The sequence below is a fragment of the Pseudomonas sp. TH34 genome, from assembly GCF_016650865.1.
Taxonomy (GTDB): domain Bacteria; phylum Pseudomonadota; class Gammaproteobacteria; order Pseudomonadales; family Pseudomonadaceae; genus Aquipseudomonas; species Aquipseudomonas yamanorum.
In genome coordinates this window covers 451272-467639 of the sequence record NZ_JAEKFB010000033.1, presented here as the reverse complement: position 1 = coordinate 467639, position 16368 = coordinate 451272, and the positions used below count along the sequence as shown (strand labels likewise).

The following is a 16368-nucleotide window of genomic DNA, read 5'->3' as shown; positions in this document are numbered from 1 at the left end:
CCGGGGCATGAGTCAGTCAGAATTGTTGGAGACAAAACTATGATGGTCTCTTCCGTTCCGCCAGTCGCCGCTTCACTTATCGCCACCACCGAAAATATTTTGCATATCGCACCTGCGTCGAGAGGCTGGAAGGCTGACGCACCCAGCAACGTAGTGTTTTTCCCTCCGACATTAACCAAGCAAGCTCTGCTTATACAGATTGGACTTCTGCGGCCATCAACGATCATTGTCGCGGACCAAGTTATCGATGCCGACGTCATCGGCCAATGGCGTATATCTCATCCATTTGGAAACCTCCACTTGGTCCGTCGTGGTGCGAGTCTGGATAAGGTGCGTCTTGATCTTTGCGAGTCCAACGATATTCAAGTAATCAATACACCAGGCATTAACGCGCCGCATGTCGCCGCCTATATAGCGCACTGGTTGACACTGGCGGATGGCTCCATGCCCCGTGATATCTGTGTGCTGGGATACGGCAATGTAGGGAAAGAGCTTGTTGAGTTACTACTTGATCAAGATCCGGGTGTTCGGATCAACGTGTTGGATCGACGTGATGGAGTAGCGGGCAATATCGGGAAAGCCTCTTCCGATTATAGAGTTTCATTTGCCGCAGACTGGCTCGAGGCGCTGGAGGGTGCCTATGCGGTCGCCATATGCGTGTCCTTGAATGATGAATCCGCGCATCGCATTGATCGGACCCTCATTCAACGTCTGCACAGACAAGCTCGCCTGGTCTGTGTCTCCAAGCCGGATGTCTTTAGTGATGATGCTTTGCAGACCCTGGCAATGGCTGAAGACATCCAGCTGGTATTGGACTACGGCCCCCGGACATTGGATGCGTTTCGGATGCGCGCACAAGCGCTCGGCTGCTGTGTCTCCACGTGGCGCAAGCCGGCGACGCTGACGACACAGGCGGCCACCACCGAAGCCTGCCATTGCGACCTCGACTATGCGGTCTCTGTGCAACTGAGCTTGATGGCCTTACGCGGCCTTGTCAGGCGCAAGCTTGCACACTCATTGACGATCCCCTCTCAGCAGGCCGATGCCGGTGCGCCGCGCGTTTCGATCATCGGCAGAGGTATCAACGGCCTGCTCCAGGCTGTGATGTTCCGCCTGGCGAATTATCAGGTCATGGTTTACGGAGGAAATCAGGAGCGCGATGGCGCCAGTCACAAGCAGGTGAACATGCATCATCTGTCAGCAACGGAGACGACTGCAAAGCCGCTGCATAACGATTATCTGACTCCCGGAAATCAGTACTTGGCCGTTGAGTGCAATCGAGCAGGCATCGAGCTGCTTGAAAAGCTCCTGGCCGACAACCCGTCGTTGGCGCGATTCGCGCGGTCGCGGATCGTACGCGCCTATGTGGACGGCGCCAGTGGCGTAGAGGCCGCGATCAGCGAGCAACGTGATATCGAAAACAGGCCTTGGCCGAGTGGCAAGCCGGGACGTGAACTTGCAGAGATCGGTCAACTGCAATTCCAGGCAACGTATGGCGTCCCTGGGGTCTGTCGGGCGATTGAGGTGTCGGGCTACGATCTGGAGTTCAGCCATCTTATGGAGGAGATGGCGTCGCTTTTGCAGCGCTCCGGGGTTCAGTTCCTGCCCCAGCGCCTAAGCCCGGTCCAAATTGCTGATCTGAGTAGAGAGCACTTCGTCGTCACCGCCATGGGGGTAGAGGAGCCAGAGGTAGTTGCGATCATTGGCTGGTTTTTCAAGCTTCGCGCTGTTGGTAATGAAGGTGTCGAAATGCGCGGACTCAAGCTGCAGTACGATCTGCCAATCGGCGTCATGAATTGCCGGTTGGACGGGGACTGCATTCTTGTCTCAGGCGGGCAGGTTCCGCCCGACTCGACGCCGCAGTACAAGGAGCAGATACGGGCGGCGTGCCTGGCTGCTGTTTCTCGGCACTTTCCACAGTCCTACGCCAGGGCGATCGAACGTGGCGACTTGCAGCTTATCGAATGTGCCAGGCCCGGCACCGCAGATGGACTTTCAATCGTTCATTGGTCTGCCTACAACCGCATTGTCGCGGGGGCAACTTATGCCGGGGGCACCACACAGGGATTGGTATGGGCCTCTTTGGTCCAGGAAGTCATCCAGGCCAGAGCGCCGGCGGTTTCGGCAATGTGGGAATAAAAAAAAACGGGTGCGACATCCGACGTCGCACCCGCTGAAGAAAGCTTCTTTCAAATGTTTTTTCAGATCGCCCGAGCGGCTACGGCCTCCGGACGACGGGACAGCAAACTCACCACCACAAAACTCACAAGACCCACACCCAGGCTGTAGTAGATCGGCGTGTTGGCATCCAACCCATCCTTAATCATGAACACCAGTGCGGTCACAAAGCCCAGGGTCATGGAGGTGATCGCTCCGGACGTCGTCGCACGTTTCCAGAAAATCGCGCCGATCAGCGGGATCAACATACCGCCCACCAACAGGTTGTAAGCCAGGGTCAGCGCGCTGATCACATCGCTCACCACCAATGCGATGCCCAGCACGGCAATGCCCGTCAGCAAGGTAAACAGGCGGTTGATCTTCAGGCTCGACTGTTTACCGCCCCGCAGGCGCGGCAGCAGGTCTTCGGTCAATACGGTGGACGCGGCGAGCAAGCCGGCACTGGCGGTGGACATCATCGCGGCCAGTGCGGCGGCGATCACCAGGCCGCGGATACCGTCCGGCAACGAGACTTTGACGATGGCGGCAAATGCGTTGTTGACGTTGTCCAGGTCCGGGATCAGTACATGGGCGGCCATGCCGATCAGCGCACAGGCCAGGCCGTAAAGGATGCAGTAGAAACCGGCGAATGTACCTGCGTACTTGGCGACCTTTTCGTCACGGGCGGTGAACACACGTTGCCAGATGTCCTGGCCGATCAGGATGCCGAAGAAGTAGATCATGAAGTAGGTGATGATGGTGTCCCAGCCGATTTCAGTGAAGCTGAAATTCGACGCGGGCAGCTTGGCCACCAATTCATCCCAGCCGCCGACGCGGTACAGGCAGATTGGCAGCAGGATAAACATCAGGCCGACGGTCTTGATCACGAACTGCACGATGTCGGTCAGGGTCAGCGACCACATGCCGCCGATGGTCGAGTAAACCACCACCACACCACCGCCCACCAATACCGAAATCCAGAACGGCAGGTCAAACAGCACTTGCAGCACGGTGCCTATGGCGAGGATCGAGGTCACGCCGATCATCAGCGCGTAGGCCAGCATGATCACTGCGCTGGCCTGGCGGGCCATGGGGTTGTAGCGTTTTTCCAGGACCTGGGTCACGGTGAAGATTTTCAGCTTCAGCAGCGGCTTGGCCAGGAACAGGTTCAGCGCAATGATCCCGGCACCCAGCGCGGCGCATAGCCAGAAACCGGAAATGCCATGGACATAGCCCAAGCGTACGGTGCCGACGGTGGACGCACCGCCCAACACCGTGGCGGCCATGGTACCCATGTACAGCGTCGGGCCGAGGTTGCGGCCGGCCACCAGGTAATCTTCATGGGTCTTGGCGCGGCGCATGCCGTAGTAGCCGAGCACCAGCATGCCGGCGGCGTAGATGAGGACGACGAATAGATCTAAAGCCATGACGGCGGGTCTCCGATTATCTTTTTTATGTGGGGCTAAAGGGGGCTGTGTGGCGAGGGAGCTTGCTCCCGCTGGGCTGCGCAGCAGCCCCAATCCATTCCAGGCAATTCATCAGGCGGCCTCACGACTGCTGCGCAGTCGAACGGGAGCAAGCTCCCTCGCCACAGTCGGCCCGTAAACGGAAGCCGGTTCAGGGAACAGGCGAAGCAACGTCAGGTACACCAGCGAGGCAAGGCCAAGCGTCACCGGCAAGCTGATGTCGATGCCATCGGCGAGGTTGCCCAGCGGCCCGACAAACTGTCCCGGCAGGTTGACGAAGCACAGACCCACCAGTGCACTCGGAATCCAGGCCCCCAGGCCGCGCCAGTTCCAGCCGTGGCTGAACCAGTAGCGCCCGCCGGTTTCACCGCGGGTGAATACTTGCAGGTCGTCCGGGCAGTAATAGCCCCGGCGCACGATCAGGCCGATGATCATCATCACCATCCACGGCGTGGTGCAGGTGATGATCAGCACGGCGAAGGTCGACACGCTCTGCACCAGGTTGGCGGCGAAACGTCCGATAAAGATGAAGGCAATCGACATCACCCCGATCAGCAGCGTCGCCTTGACCCGGGACAGCAGGCGCGGGAACACGCTGGACATGTCCAGCCCGGTGCCATACAGCGAGGTGGTGCCGGTGGACATGCCGCCGATCACCGCGATCAGGCACACCGGCAGGAAAAACCAGCTGGGTGCTACAGCCAGCAGGCCGCCGACGTAGTTGTTGGCCGCGATGTAGTCCGGTGCCTTGACCGCCACGATGGTCGCGGTGGCCAGGCCGAACAGGAACGGGATCAGGGTTGCGATCTGCGCGAACACCACCGCCAGCATGATCCGCATCTTCGAGGTTTCCCGCGGGATGTAGCGCGACCAGTCACCGAGGAATGCGCCGAAGGAAATCGGGTTGCTCATGGCCACCAGTGCCGCACCGATAAACGCCGCCCAGAAACCGGTCTGGCCGAGGGCAACGGTGCCGGCGAAGTGGCTGTCGAAAGCGGGGGCGAAGGCGAAGATGCCCAGCAGGAACAGCAGGCTCGCCGCCCATACTGCAATGCGGTTGACCCACAGCATGAAGCGAAAGCCGTAGATACACACCGTCAGTACGAGGATGGCGAACACGCCGTAGGCCAGGCCCAGGGTCAGGTCGGTTTCCGGCAAGCCCACCAGACGTTTCGCACCGCCCACCAGCGCATCGCCTGAACTCCACACCGACAGTGAGAAGAACGCGATAGCGGTCAGCAGCGACAGGAACGAGCCGACAATCCGCCCGTGCACGCCAAAGTGCGCACCGGAAGACACGGCATTGTTGGTGCCATTGAGCGGGCCGAACAGGCCCATGGGCGCGAGGATCACCGCACCCACCAGCACGCCCAGCACAATCGCCCAGACGCCGGCCTGGAACGACAGGCCAAACAGCACCGGAAAGCTCCCCAGCACGGCGGTGGCGAAGGTGTTGGCACCGCCGAAAATCAGGCGAAACAAATCCTTCGGCCCGGCGGTACGTTCGTGGTCCGGGATCTGTTCGACGCCGTTGGTTTCTATGTTGCGAATACTGTTTTCGTTGTTTTTATTATTCATGATCTGCTCCGATCACATTGGCTAATGGGGCGGCAGCCCTTCCGGCATAGCGGATAAATGTTCGTGACAGGCCAGCCACAGGCCTTCTTTTTGTTGTGTGCGATCCCCTTGTCGCTTGAAGACAATGGTCTCGCGTTCCTGGCTAAAGAATTGCTCCCCGTTCATGCGCAGCTCGGTGGCCACGTCATGCACAAATACCGCGACGTCACCTTGCAGGCTGACGAAAGCGTTGCTTGAGGTGCAGGACAGCACCTCAAATCCCTCGTCCCGGCGCCAGCTGTCCCACAACACCTGATAGGCATCGCGACTCAGCAGCGGCTGGGGGAGGGTGTAGAACACGAAGCTGGCGTCGGCACTGAACGCACCGAAATAGGCATCGCGATCATTGCGGGCGAAGGCCGACACCAGGTCGGCCGCGGCTTTTAATACCTCGGCCTGCGCGCTCATCAGCGGTGCGCCACGCCCGGCAGTACGCAGAGCATTTCGTACAGCAGGTTGGCGCCGAGCAGCGAGGTGTTGCCGGTGGTGTCGTACGGCGGCGAAACTTCTACCAGATCGCAACCAATCAGATCCAGGCCTTGGCAGCCACGGATGATTTCAATCGCCTGGATCGTGGTCAAGCCACCGATTTCCGGGGTGCCGGTGCCAGGCGCCCAGGCCGGGTCGATGCCGTCGATGTCGAAGCTCAGGTACACCGGGCCGCCGCCGACTTTCTCGCGCACTTCAGCCATCAAGGGGGCCAGGGAGTGGTGCCAGCATTCTTCGGCCTGGACCACACGGAAGCCCTGTTTGCGGCTCCAGTTGAAGTCTTCGGCGGTGTAGCCCTGGGCGCGCAGGCCGATTTGCACCACGCGGTCGCAATCCAGCAAGCCTTCTTCCACGGCGCGGCGGAAGGTGGTGCCGTGGGCGATTTTCTCGCCGAACATATGGTCGTTGACGTCGGCGTGGGCATCAATGTGCACCAGCCCGACCTTGCCGTGTTTCTTGTGGATCGCCCGCAGGATCGGCAGGGTGATGGTGTGGTCGCCACCCAGGGTCATCGGGATCACGTTGTGTTCGAGGATCTCGTCGTAGGCTTCTTCAATGATGCGCACGGCGTCCAGCAGGTTGAAGGTGTTGATCGCCACGTCGCCGATATCGGCAACCGACAGCGAGTCAAACGGCGCGGCGCCGGTGGCCATGTTGTAAGGGCGGATCATCACCGATTCAGCGCGGATTTCCCGCGGCCCGAAACGGGTGCCGGCACGCAGGGAGGTGCCGATGTCCAAGGGCACGCCGACAAAGGCGGCATCCAGGCCCTTGGCCGATTGCAGATGGGGAAGACGCATCATGGTGGCGATGCCGGCGAAGCGCGGCATTTCGTTGCCGCCCAGTGGTTGGTGGAAAATCTTGTCCACGGGATTGCCTCATCGTTGTGTTTATTAGAGGCCGATTCTGCGAAATGCACGGGAAGGGAAGAATCGGCAGGGGCAAATACTTAGTTCAGATTTTTCTAAACTAATGCCTGAGGTAAACTCGGCTCCCACAGGTTTTATGTTTGCTTCTGGAGAGCCCATGGCCAACGCCTTGCCCGACCTGAAACTCCTGCGCATCTTCGTCAGCGTCGTGCGGCACCAGGGTTTCGCCAATGCCCAGCACGAACTCAACCTGTCGACCTCGGCCATCAGCACTTACATGAGCCAATTGGAAGCCGCGTTGGGTCTGGTGCTGTGTCATCGCGGCCGGGGCGGGTTCAGCCTGACCAGCAAGGGCGAATTGTTCCATCAGGAAACCCTGCGCCTGCTGGGCGAGCTGGAAGGCTTCGAGCAATACGCCGCTGCGCTGAAAGGCGAGTTGCGCGGCACTCTGAAACTCGGTGTGCTCGACTCCACCGTCAGCGACAAAGCCTTGCCGTTTGCCGAAGTCATCGGTGCCTACAGCCAGGAACACCCGGCGGTGCATCTGCACTTGTCCGTGATGAGCCCTTACGAATTGCAGCTGGGGGTACAGGACAATCGCCTGGACCTGGCCATCGGTGCCTTCTCCAACCGCATGAGCGGGCTGATCTACATGCCGCTGTACCGCGAACAGCACTGGCTGTATTGCAGCACCCGTCACCCGCTGTTCAACGAGCGGCGCATCCCGGAGCAAGTGATCACCCAGCAACGCATGGTCGGTCGTGGTTATTGGAGCCAGGCCGAACTCGCGCGCCACGGCTTCAAGCACAGCGCCGCCACGGTCGAAAGTATGGAGGCGCAACTGATCCTGGTGCTGTCCGGCGCCTACATCGGCTACCTGCCGGAACACTACGCCCAGGCCTGGGCCGACAAGGGGGATTTGCGGGTGCTGCTGCCGGCGACCTTTGGCTACCAGGCGCCGTTCTCGATGATCATGCGCCGGGGCCGCAGCCGCGAACCATTGATCCAGACCTTCCGCGATTTACTTAAAGCCCAGCTCAACCAGGCCTGAAAACCATGTCCAGACCCCAATGCCCCCGCTGCCTGCGGCCCACCACTCATTGCCTGTGCCCGCTGATTCCCCGGCTGGATAGCCGCACTCGAGTGTTACTGTTGCAGCATCCGAGCGAGGTGAATCACGCCTTGAACACAGCGAGGTTGGCGGCGCTGGGGTTGGTGAATGCGCAGTTGGTAGTGGGCGAGGTATTTGAAGATTTGCAGGCGTTGTTGAATCCGCCGGGTTATCAGGCGCGGCTGTTGTTTCCTGCCGAGGATGCGCAACCGTTGCAGGCCTACACGCCATCCGACGAACCGTTGCTGCTGGTGGTGCCGGACGGCACCTGGCGCAAGGCACGCAAGTTGTTGCACCTCAATCCTTTGTTGGCAGCATTGCCAAGAGTGACGCTGGCGGAAGGCGCTGTGTCCCGCTATCGGCTGCGCAAGGCGCCGGGGCCCGGGGCATTGTCGACGGTGGAGGCCATCGTGCAGGCGTTGCAGGTGCTCGAAGCGCCCACGTCATTTGCGCCGCTGCTGAAACCGTTTGAGGCATTGATCGAAGGACAGATTGCCGCGATGGGCGATGAAGTGTTCCAGAGAAACCACGGCCCCACCTGACTTATTCCATTACGCGATAAGCACCACACTTTGCGTGATATGGCCCGCCAGTCTTTCCCGGTATGATGGTCGCCCCCGCAGTCTGGATTGCGAATACGCCATGACCTTGCAGTACCCCACCATCGCCGATTGCGTCGGCAACACCCCGCTGGTCCGCTTGCAGCGCCTGCCGGGCAACACCAGCAATACCTTGTTGCTCAAGCTTGAAGGGAACAACCCGGCCGGCTCGGTGAAGGACCGCCCGGCGTTGTCGATGATCACCCGCGCCGAGTTGCGTGGGCAGATCAAGCCCGGCGACACCCTGATCGAAGCCACCTCCGGTAATACCGGGATTGCCCTGGCCATGGCTGCGGCGATCAAGGGCTACAAGATGGTCCTGATCATGCCCGACAACGGCAGCGCCGAGCGCAAGGCAGCGATGACCGCCTATGGCGCCGAGTTGATCCTGGTCACCCAGGAAGAAGGCATGGAAGGTGCTCGCGACCTCGCCGAGCGTATGGCTGCCGAAGGCCGTGGCCTGGTGCTGGACCAGTTCGCCAACGGCGACAACCCCGAGGCGCACTACACCACCACCGGCCCGGAAATCTGGCGCCAGACCCAGGGCACCATCACTCACTTCGTGAGTTCGATGGGCACCACCGGCACCATCATGGGCAACTCGCGCTACCTCAAGGAGCAGAATCCCGAGATCCAGATCGTCGGCCTGCAACCGATGGAAGGCTCGGCGATCCCGGGGATCCGTCGTTGGCCCGAAGAGTATTTGCCGAAGATCTACAACGCCGCTCGGGTTGATCGCATCATCGACATGGCCCAGCGTGAAGCCGAAGACACCACCCGCCGTCTGGCCCGTGAAGAAGGTATCTTCTGCGGCGTGTCGTCCGGTGGTGCCGTGGCCGGGATGTTGCGCTTGTCCCAGGAGTTGGAAAACGCGGTGATCGTCGCGATCATCTGTGACCGTGGCGACCGTTACCTGTCGACCGGCATTTTCGACGCGCCCAACTGATGGCCAAGCACGAGAGAGGCCTGCGCTTCCAACCGACGGGCGGCAGCCGCGCCCCGCAGATTCCTGTAGGCAAGAAGCAGCGCCTGACCATCGAACGCCTGGCCAATGACGGACGTGGCATCGTGTTCTTTGAAGGCCGCACCTGGTTTGTGGTGGGGGCGCTGGCCGGCGAAGAGGTGGAAGCGCGGGTGTTGGGCGCCCACGGCAAAGTGGTCGAGGCTCGCACCGAGCGCGTATTTACCGCCAGCGAACTGCGCCGTCCGGCACCCTGTGTACACGCCGGCCGTTGCGGCGGTTGCAGCCTGCAACACCTGCCCCATGACGAACAGCTCGCCCTGAAACAGCGCATGCTCGCCGAGCAATTATCCCGCGTGGCCGGTGTCGAACCCCAAGAGTGGGCCGCGCCTTTGAGCGGGCCGGAATTCGGCTATCGCCGCCGTGCCCGCGTGGCCGTGCGCTGGGATGCCAAGGCGAAGAAACTTGAAGTCGGCTTTCGCGCCGTGGCCAGCCAGGACATCGTCGCCATCGACGATTGCCCGGTGCTGGTACAGGCCTTGCAACCGATCATGCAGCGGTTGCCAAACATGTTGCGGCGCTTGAGCAAACCTCAGGCGTTGGGGCATGTGGAGTTGTTCAGCGGGTCGTCGATCGCCGTGTTGTTGCGACACATGGCGCCCTTGTCCGAAGCGGACCTGACGATCCTGCAGGAATTTTGTACTTTTCATGAAGCGCAATTGTGGCTGCATGGAGAGGGTCAGCCGCAACCCTTCGAACCGGACCAGGCCTTGGGCTATCGTCTGGAACAGTGGGATCTGCAGTTGGCGTACCGCCCGGGAGACTTTGTGCAGGTCAACGCCGGGGTCAACGAGGCGATGGTCGCCCAGGCCCTGGAATGGCTGGCGCCAAAGCCCGACGAGCGGGTGCTGGATTTGTTTTGTGGGTTGGGCAACTTCGCCTTGCCGCTGGCCCGCCAAGTGCGGGAAGTGGTGGCGGTGGAAGGCGTGCAGGCCATGGTGGACCGGGCGGCACACAATGCCGTCAGCAATAATTTGCATAATGTGCAGTTTTTTCAGGCCGATTTGTCTCAGCCTTTGACCGACGCGGAGTGGGCCAAACAGGGCTTTTCTGCGGTACTCTTGGACCCACCCCGCGATGGTGCCCTGGAGGTTGTGCGCAAGCTCGCTACCCTGGGGGCTGATCGCCTGGTGTATGTGTCCTGCAATCCGGCAACGCTGGCGCGGGACACGGTCGAGTTGGTCAAGCAAGGCTACCGGCTAAAACGTGCCGGGATCCTCGACATGTTTCCCCAGACGGCCCATGTCGAGGCCATGGCGTTATTTGAAGCGGGCTAGGATGCCCGTTTAATCCGACTGGCCTGCATCTCCTGGGCCTGTGACCTGCCAGGGAGCGTGCACAAGCTTTTTTGTAAAGCAGGTCAGCGATGATTTTGACGCACTAAAGGTGCGTCGTAGGGAAGGTAAGCAAGATGGTACAGGTGAGAGCACACCAGCCGATCAACACCGACGGCAGTATCAATCTCGAGGCATGGCTGGATCATGCCATCAGTGTCGACCCGGCACTGGACCGTGAAGCCTTGAAAGCAGCCTGCGAGTTCGCTCGTGAGTCTGAACAGCAAGACAATGCGGCCAAGAACCTGTGGGCCGAAGGCACTTCAAGCTTTCGCACCGGGTTGGAAATCGCCGAGATCCTCGCCGATCTCAAGCTCGATCAGGATTCGCTGATCGCAGCGGTGCTGTATCGCGGCGTGCGCGAAGGGCATATTCAGCTGCCCACCGTCAGCCAGCGTTTCGGCACCGTGGTGGCCAAGCTGATCGACGGCGTGCTGCGCATGGCGGCGATCAGTGCCAGCCTCAGCCCGCGCCAGTCCATGGTGCTGGGCACCCAGGGCCAGGTGGAAAACCTGCGCAAGATGTTGGTGGCGATGGTCGACGACGTACGTGTCGCCCTGATCAAGCTGGCCGAACGCACCTGCGCGATTCGTGCAGTGAAAACCGCTGATGACGAAAAGCGCAACCGCGTCGCCCGCGAGGTGTTCGACATCTACGCGCCCCTGGCCCACCGCCTGGGCATCGGCCATATCAAGTGGGAACTGGAGGACTTGTCCTTCCGTTACCTCGAACCCGATCAATACAAACAGATTGCCACGCTGCTCCATGAGCGGCGGCTGGACCGTGAGCGTTTCATCGCCGACGTGATGAGCCAGTTGCGCACGGAGTTGCAGGCCACTGGCGTTGAAGCCGACATCAGCGGCCGGGCCAAACACATCTATTCCATCTGGCGCAAAATGCAGCGCAAGGGCCTGGCCTTCAGCCAGATCTACGACGTGCGTGCCGTGCGCGTGCTGGTGCCGGAAATGCGCGACTGCTACACCGCGCTGGGTATCGTGCACACGCTGTGGCGGCACATCCCCAAGGAGTTCGACGACTACATCGCCAACCCCAAGGAAAACGGTTACCGCTCGTTGCACACGGCAGTGATCGGCCCCGAGGGCAAGGTGCTGGAAGTACAGATCCGTACCCATGCGATGCACGAAGAAGCGGAGCTGGGTGTATGCGCTCACTGGCGCTACAAGGGCACCGACGTCAAGGCCGGGTCCAACCAGTACGAAGAGAAAATTTCCTGGTTGCGCCAGGTGCTGGAATGGCATGAAGAGCTGGGCGACATCGGTGGTTTGGCCGACCAGTTGCGGGTGGACATCGAACCCGACCGGGTCTACATCTTCACCCCCGACGGCCACGCGATCGACCTGCCCAAGGGCGCCACGCCACTGGACTTTGCCTACCGCGTGCACACCGAGATCGGCCACAACTGCCGTGGCGCGAAGATCAACGGGCGCATCGTACCGCTCAACTACAGCCTGCAGACCGGTGAACAGGTCGAGATCATTACCAGCAAGCACGGTACGCCGAGCCGCGACTGGCTGAACCCGAACCTGGGCTACATCACCACGTCCAGGGCGCGGGCGAAGATCGTCCATTGGTTCAAATTGCAGGCGCGCGACCAGAACGTCGCCGCCGGCAAGACCTTGCTCGAGCGCGAATTGGCGCGCCTGGGCCTGCCGCAGGTGGACTTCGACAAGCTGGCCGAAAAGGCCAACATGAAGATCGCCGAAGACATGTTTGCCGCCCTCGGTGCCGGTGATTTACGCCTGGCGCAGTTGGTGAATCTGGCCCAGCAACTGGTTGAGCCGGAGCGTGGCAGCGAGCAGCTGGAACTGATCCCGCGTAAAGCCACCGGCTACAAGCCAGGCAAGCGTGGCGATATCCAGATCCAGGGTGTCGGCAACCTGATGACGCAAATGGCCGGCTGCTGCCAGCCATTGCCGGGCGACGCTATCGTCGGTTACATCACTCAGGGACGCGGGGTGAGCATTCACCGTCAGGACTGTGCCTCGGTGTTGCAATTGGGCGGGCGCGAGCCGGAGCGGATCATCCAGGTCAGCTGGGGCCCGGTGCCGGTGTTGACCTATCCGGTGGACATCGTCATCCGTGCCTACGACCGTTCCGGCCTGCTGCGCGACGTGTCGCAGGTGCTGCTCAATGAGCGGATCAACGTGCTGGCGGTCAATACCCGCTCGAATAAAGAGGACAACACCGCGTTGATGTCCCTGACTATCGAGATTCCTGGGCTGGACGCGTTGGGGCGGTTGCTGGGGCGTATTTCCCAGTTGCCGAACATCATTGAGACCCGGCGTAATCGCACGCCATGAGTAGCTGGATGAGCGCGGACTAAAATGTGGGAGCGGGCTTGCTCGCGAAGGCGGTGTGTCTGTCAAATATCAGGCAGCTGACACACCGCCTTCGCGAGCAAGCCCGCTCCCACATTTGATCCTCAGCGTTTCCACTTCTGCGGAAAGAGACTGATGTATTCACTTGAAGACCTGCTGCACCTGATGAACCGCCTGCGCGACCCGCAATACGGTTGCCCGTGGGACATCAAGCAAACCTACGCCACCATCGTCCCCCATACCCTGGAAGAAGCCTACGAGGTCGCCGACGCCATCGAACGCGGGGATTTTGATCACCTGCAAGGTGAGCTGGGCGACCTGTTGTTCCAGGTGGTGTATTACAGCCAGTTGGCGCGGGAAGAAGGGCGCTTTGAATTTGCCGGGGTGATCGACAGCATCACCCGCAAACTGATTCGCCGTCACCCGCATGTGTTCCCCACCGGTGATTTGTATGCGCCGCTGGATATCCCGCAGTTGAGCGAAGAGCAAGTCAAGGAACGCTGGGAAGCGATCAAGGCCGAGGAGCGTGCGGAAAAGTCCGACGCGCCACAGCAATTGTCCCTGCTGGATGACGTACCCACGGCCTTACCCGCGCTTTCCCGTGCCGCCAAATTGCAAAAGCGCGCCGGGCAGGTGGGTTTTGACTGGCCGGCGGCGTTGCCGGTGGTGGATAACGTACGCGAAGAGCTGGATGAAGTGCTTGAAGCCATGGCCGATAACGACCCGGCAGCCATCGCGGATGAGGTGGGCGACCTGCTGTTTGCGGCGGTCAACCTGGCCCGTCACCTCCAGGTCGACCCGGAAGCGGCCCTGCGTTTAGCCAACGCAAAATTCGAACGACGTTTCCGATTTATCGAACAGGCATTGCGCGAGACCCACCGTCCCATAGAAGATTGCACCCTCGAAGAGTTGGACGCCCTGTGGGGCGAAGCCAAACGCCAGGAAAAGAATCTGTCCAGCTGCGGCTGAGCCGTTGCCCAAGTGAGTAAGCACCATGAGCATTTCCCTTCGCGACCAGTTGCTCAAAGCAGGCCTGGTCAACCAAAAGCAGGCCAAGCAGGTCGGCAAAGAGAAACAGAAACAGCAGCGGCTGGTGCATAAAGGCCAGGTCGCAGCCGACGATACCCAGGCGCGCCTGGCCATCGAAGCGCATGCCGAGAAGGTCAAGCGTGACCAGGAGCTGAACCGTCAGCAGCAGGAAAAAGCCGAGGCCAAGGCCCGTGTTGCCCAGGTCAAGCAACTGATCGAAACCTCGCGTCTGCCCAAGTTGACCACCGAGGACTACTACAACTTCGTGGATGACAAGAAGGTCAAGCGCCTGTCGGTCAACACGCTGATGCGTAACAAGCTGAGCAATGGCTCCCTGGCGATCGTGCATCACGGTGGCGGTTACGAGGTGATCCCGCGCGAAGCTGCGCTGAAGATCCAGGAGCGGGCGCCGGAGCGTATCGTCCAGATGAACGTCCTGACCGAAAGCCAGGTGCCGGATGAGGATGATCCGTACGCCGCCTACCAGATCCCTGACGATCTGATGTGGTAATGCGTTAGAAACCACATTGTGGCGAGGGGGCTTGCTGTGGCGAGGGAGCTTGCTCCCGCTGGGGCGCGAAGCGCCCCCAAAATCCCAATCCCCAAAAACACAAACCCCGCTCAAAAGGCGTAATGCTGTTCACTTAAGCATTTGAGCCTACGCCGGGCTTCCTAGAAAATCCGATACCAGACCTCTGGCATCGGATTTTTTATGTCTGTTCAACAGGACCTGCTTGACCTCGGCGACCTTTTCAACTTCTGCGACCTGAGCACCTTTACCCAAAATATTCCCATTGAGTGGGTAGCGTCTGCGCTGGATCTTTCCAGTCAGGCCACCATTCGCCGGCGTCGCCTGCCCGCTGATCAAGTGCTTTGGTTGGTACTGGGGATGGCGCTATTTCGAGATGAGCCGGTTCACGAAGTGGCCAGACGTTTGAACATCTGCGCCCAAGGCCTGGCTTCTGACCACTTGTTGGCCCGCAGCGGTGTGACCGAGGCGCGAAAGCGGCTCGGTGCCGATCCTGTTGAGTGGCTGTTTCGCAAGACCGGTACTCAATGGGGGGCGGAGCGCTACGACGATGATGCCTGGCACGACCTGCAGGTATTCGCGGTGGACGGTGCACTTTTACGCACTCCGGATACGCCCGAGCTGCGAGATCACTTTGGATCGGGAAACACCCCGAGTGAGCGCCAGACACCGTTTCCCATGCTGCGCCTGGTGGCGCTGATGAATGTGCGTTCGCATGTGATCCTGGATGCTCAATTGAGCCCTTACCGACGCAGTGAAATGCGCTTGGCCGACGAGTTTTTGCAGCAGATTCCCGACCACTCAGTGACGCTGTTCGACAAAGGGTTCTGGGGCGCCGAGCTACTGTCGAGTTTGAGCCGTTCGGGCACCCACCGTCATTGGTTGATCCCGGCAAAAAAAGGACTGGTCTGTGAGGAAGTGGCCCGTTACAGCGTGCATGACCGTTTGGTGCGCATGAAAGTCTCACCGCAGGCCAGAAAGCGAAATCCGGTCCTTCCATCGCACTGGGAGGTACGTGAAGTCAGCTATGAAATACAAGGCAAAGTGAAGACCGTCATGACGTCCTTGCCGGCCGAGACCTACAACACCAAGGCCGTTGCCAAGCTTTATCAGGAACGCTGGGAGATCGAGCTGGGCTTCAGGGACATCAAGAGTTCGATGCAACAGAACGCTATGACCTTGCGCAGCAAAAAAGTCGAGCTGATTTATCAGGAGGTGTGGGGACTTTTGCTGGCTTACAACGTAATTCGTCGGGAAGCCAGTCAGGCAGCGGTGGCGTTTGGCCGAGCGCCCTCGGACATCCGTTTCAAACCGGCTTGTCAGTACATCGCGGTGCAATTGATTGTGATGGCTGCGGCCAACCCGATCTCAGCGACAGGGAGACGATTGGCAGAGTTAAGGGCAGGTATCGGAGGATTGTTTCTGGATCACCGTCCAAGGCCTTCGAGGCCAAGGACGGTGAAGATCTCAAAAACCCGATTTCCAGTAGACCGTAAGGCTGCTCCGCTTAAGTGAACAGCATTACGCTCAAAAGGCGGGGTTTGTGTTTTTAGATATTCCAGCTGCGTGGAGCTGGCTACCTACAGGATTTCAGAGTTTCAGGAGCTTTGCGCCTGGCGTTTCATCTCAAGGGTCTCGAGCTCGTTTTTATAATTATGAGCTTCGGTCTCGTCGTGAAACATGCCGACCAGCAGGTCTTGCTGGTGTACATCCCAGATGTGAATCCCGTGGGCTACTGCTTCATGGGACATATGTTCATCGTCGCGTTCAGTTACTTTTACAGTCATCTGCTTGCTCCAATCTCTGGT

General features: G+C 60.0%; 14 protein-coding genes. 9 read left to right on the top strand and 5 right to left on the bottom strand.

The features are described 5' to 3' along the window. Window positions 1-39 precede the first annotated feature (39 nt). A complete protein-coding gene (locus JFU58_RS27665) occupies window positions 40-2139 on the top strand; it encodes an FAD-dependent oxidoreductase (RefSeq protein WP_201142884.1) in 2100 nt (699 codons plus the stop codon). Window positions 2140-2201: 62 nt separating this feature from the next. Here the strand turns inward: JFU58_RS27665 and JFU58_RS27660 are convergent, their stop codons facing one another. The 4 genes from JFU58_RS27660 to speB all read right to left on the bottom strand — a co-directional run bounded on the left by JFU58_RS27660 (window position 2202) and on the right by speB (window position 6598). Continuing rightward, on the bottom strand, window positions 2202-3584 hold the full coding sequence (locus tag JFU58_RS27660; protein ID WP_063032460.1) for a sodium:solute symporter: 1383 nt from the start codon (window positions 3582-3584) through the stop codon (window positions 2202-2204). Window positions 3585-3695: 111 nt separating this feature from the next. After that, window positions 3696-5201, bottom strand: coding sequence for a purine-cytosine permease family protein (locus tag JFU58_RS27655; RefSeq protein ID WP_063032458.1), 1506 nt, complete (start codon window positions 5199-5201; stop codon window positions 3696-3698). A gap of 21 nt (window positions 5202-5222) precedes the next feature. Continuing rightward, window positions 5223-5648: a YybH family protein gene (locus tag JFU58_RS27650; protein ID WP_093200570.1), complete on the bottom strand. Its 426-nt coding sequence runs from the start codon at window positions 5646-5648 to the stop codon at window positions 5223-5225. After that, window positions 5648-6598: an agmatinase gene (speB, locus tag JFU58_RS27645; protein WP_003210733.1), complete on the bottom strand. Its 951-nt coding sequence runs from the start codon at window positions 6596-6598 to the stop codon at window positions 5648-5650. Before speB ends, JFU58_RS27650 begins: the two co-directional genes overlap by 1 nt. Window positions 6599-6755: 157 nt before the next feature. Between speB and JFU58_RS27640 the strand changes: the two genes are divergently transcribed. The 8 genes from JFU58_RS27640 to JFU58_RS27605 all read left to right on the top strand — a co-directional run bounded on the left by JFU58_RS27640 (window position 6756) and on the right by JFU58_RS27605 (window position 16075). Beyond that, window positions 6756-7649, top strand: coding sequence for a LysR family transcriptional regulator (locus JFU58_RS27640; RefSeq protein ID WP_003210734.1), 894 nt, complete (start codon window positions 6756-6758; stop codon window positions 7647-7649). Between the two features lie 5 nt (window positions 7650-7654). Next, window positions 7655-8251, top strand: coding sequence for a tRNA-uridine aminocarboxypropyltransferase (locus JFU58_RS27635; protein WP_201142824.1), 597 nt, complete (start codon window positions 7655-7657; stop codon window positions 8249-8251). A gap of 100 nt (window positions 8252-8351) precedes the next feature. Continuing rightward, window positions 8352-9254 (top strand): cysteine synthase CysM, encoded by a 903-nt coding sequence (gene cysM, locus JFU58_RS27630; protein ID WP_017479132.1) that lies wholly within the window; start codon window positions 8352-8354, stop codon window positions 9252-9254. Next, the gene (rlmD, locus tag JFU58_RS27625; RefSeq protein WP_063032454.1) at window positions 9254-10606 is read left to right on the top strand and encodes a 23S rRNA (uracil(1939)-C(5))-methyltransferase RlmD; all 1353 of its coding nucleotides are present in this window, start codon (window positions 9254-9256) and stop codon (window positions 10604-10606) included. Before cysM ends, rlmD begins: the two co-directional genes overlap by 1 nt. A 134-nt stretch (window positions 10607-10740) precedes the next feature. Next, a complete protein-coding gene (gene relA / locus JFU58_RS27620) occupies window positions 10741-12984 on the top strand; it encodes a GTP diphosphokinase (protein ID WP_010176475.1) in 2244 nt (747 codons plus the stop codon). Window positions 12985-13137: 153 nt separating this feature from the next. After that, window positions 13138-13971 (top strand): nucleoside triphosphate pyrophosphohydrolase, encoded by an 834-nt coding sequence (gene mazG / locus JFU58_RS27615; protein WP_063032452.1) that lies wholly within the window; start codon window positions 13138-13140, stop codon window positions 13969-13971. Between the two features lie 25 nt (window positions 13972-13996). Continuing rightward, complete coding sequence (locus JFU58_RS27610; protein WP_093200557.1) at window positions 13997-14542, top strand: DUF2058 domain-containing protein; 546 nt, start codon at window positions 13997-13999, stop codon at window positions 14540-14542. A gap of 201 nt (window positions 14543-14743) precedes the next feature. Continuing rightward, window positions 14744-16075, top strand: a complete 1332-nt coding sequence (locus JFU58_RS27605) for an IS4 family transposase (protein ID WP_093197129.1) — start codon at window positions 14744-14746, stop codon at window positions 16073-16075. Window positions 16076-16158: 83 nt separating this feature from the next. Here JFU58_RS27605 and JFU58_RS27600 read toward each other — a convergent pair whose 3' ends face one another. Next, entirely contained in the window at window positions 16159-16347 is a 189-nt protein-coding gene (locus tag JFU58_RS27600; RefSeq protein ID WP_008438187.1) for a hypothetical protein, read from the bottom strand. Window positions 16348-16368 lie beyond the last annotated feature (21 nt).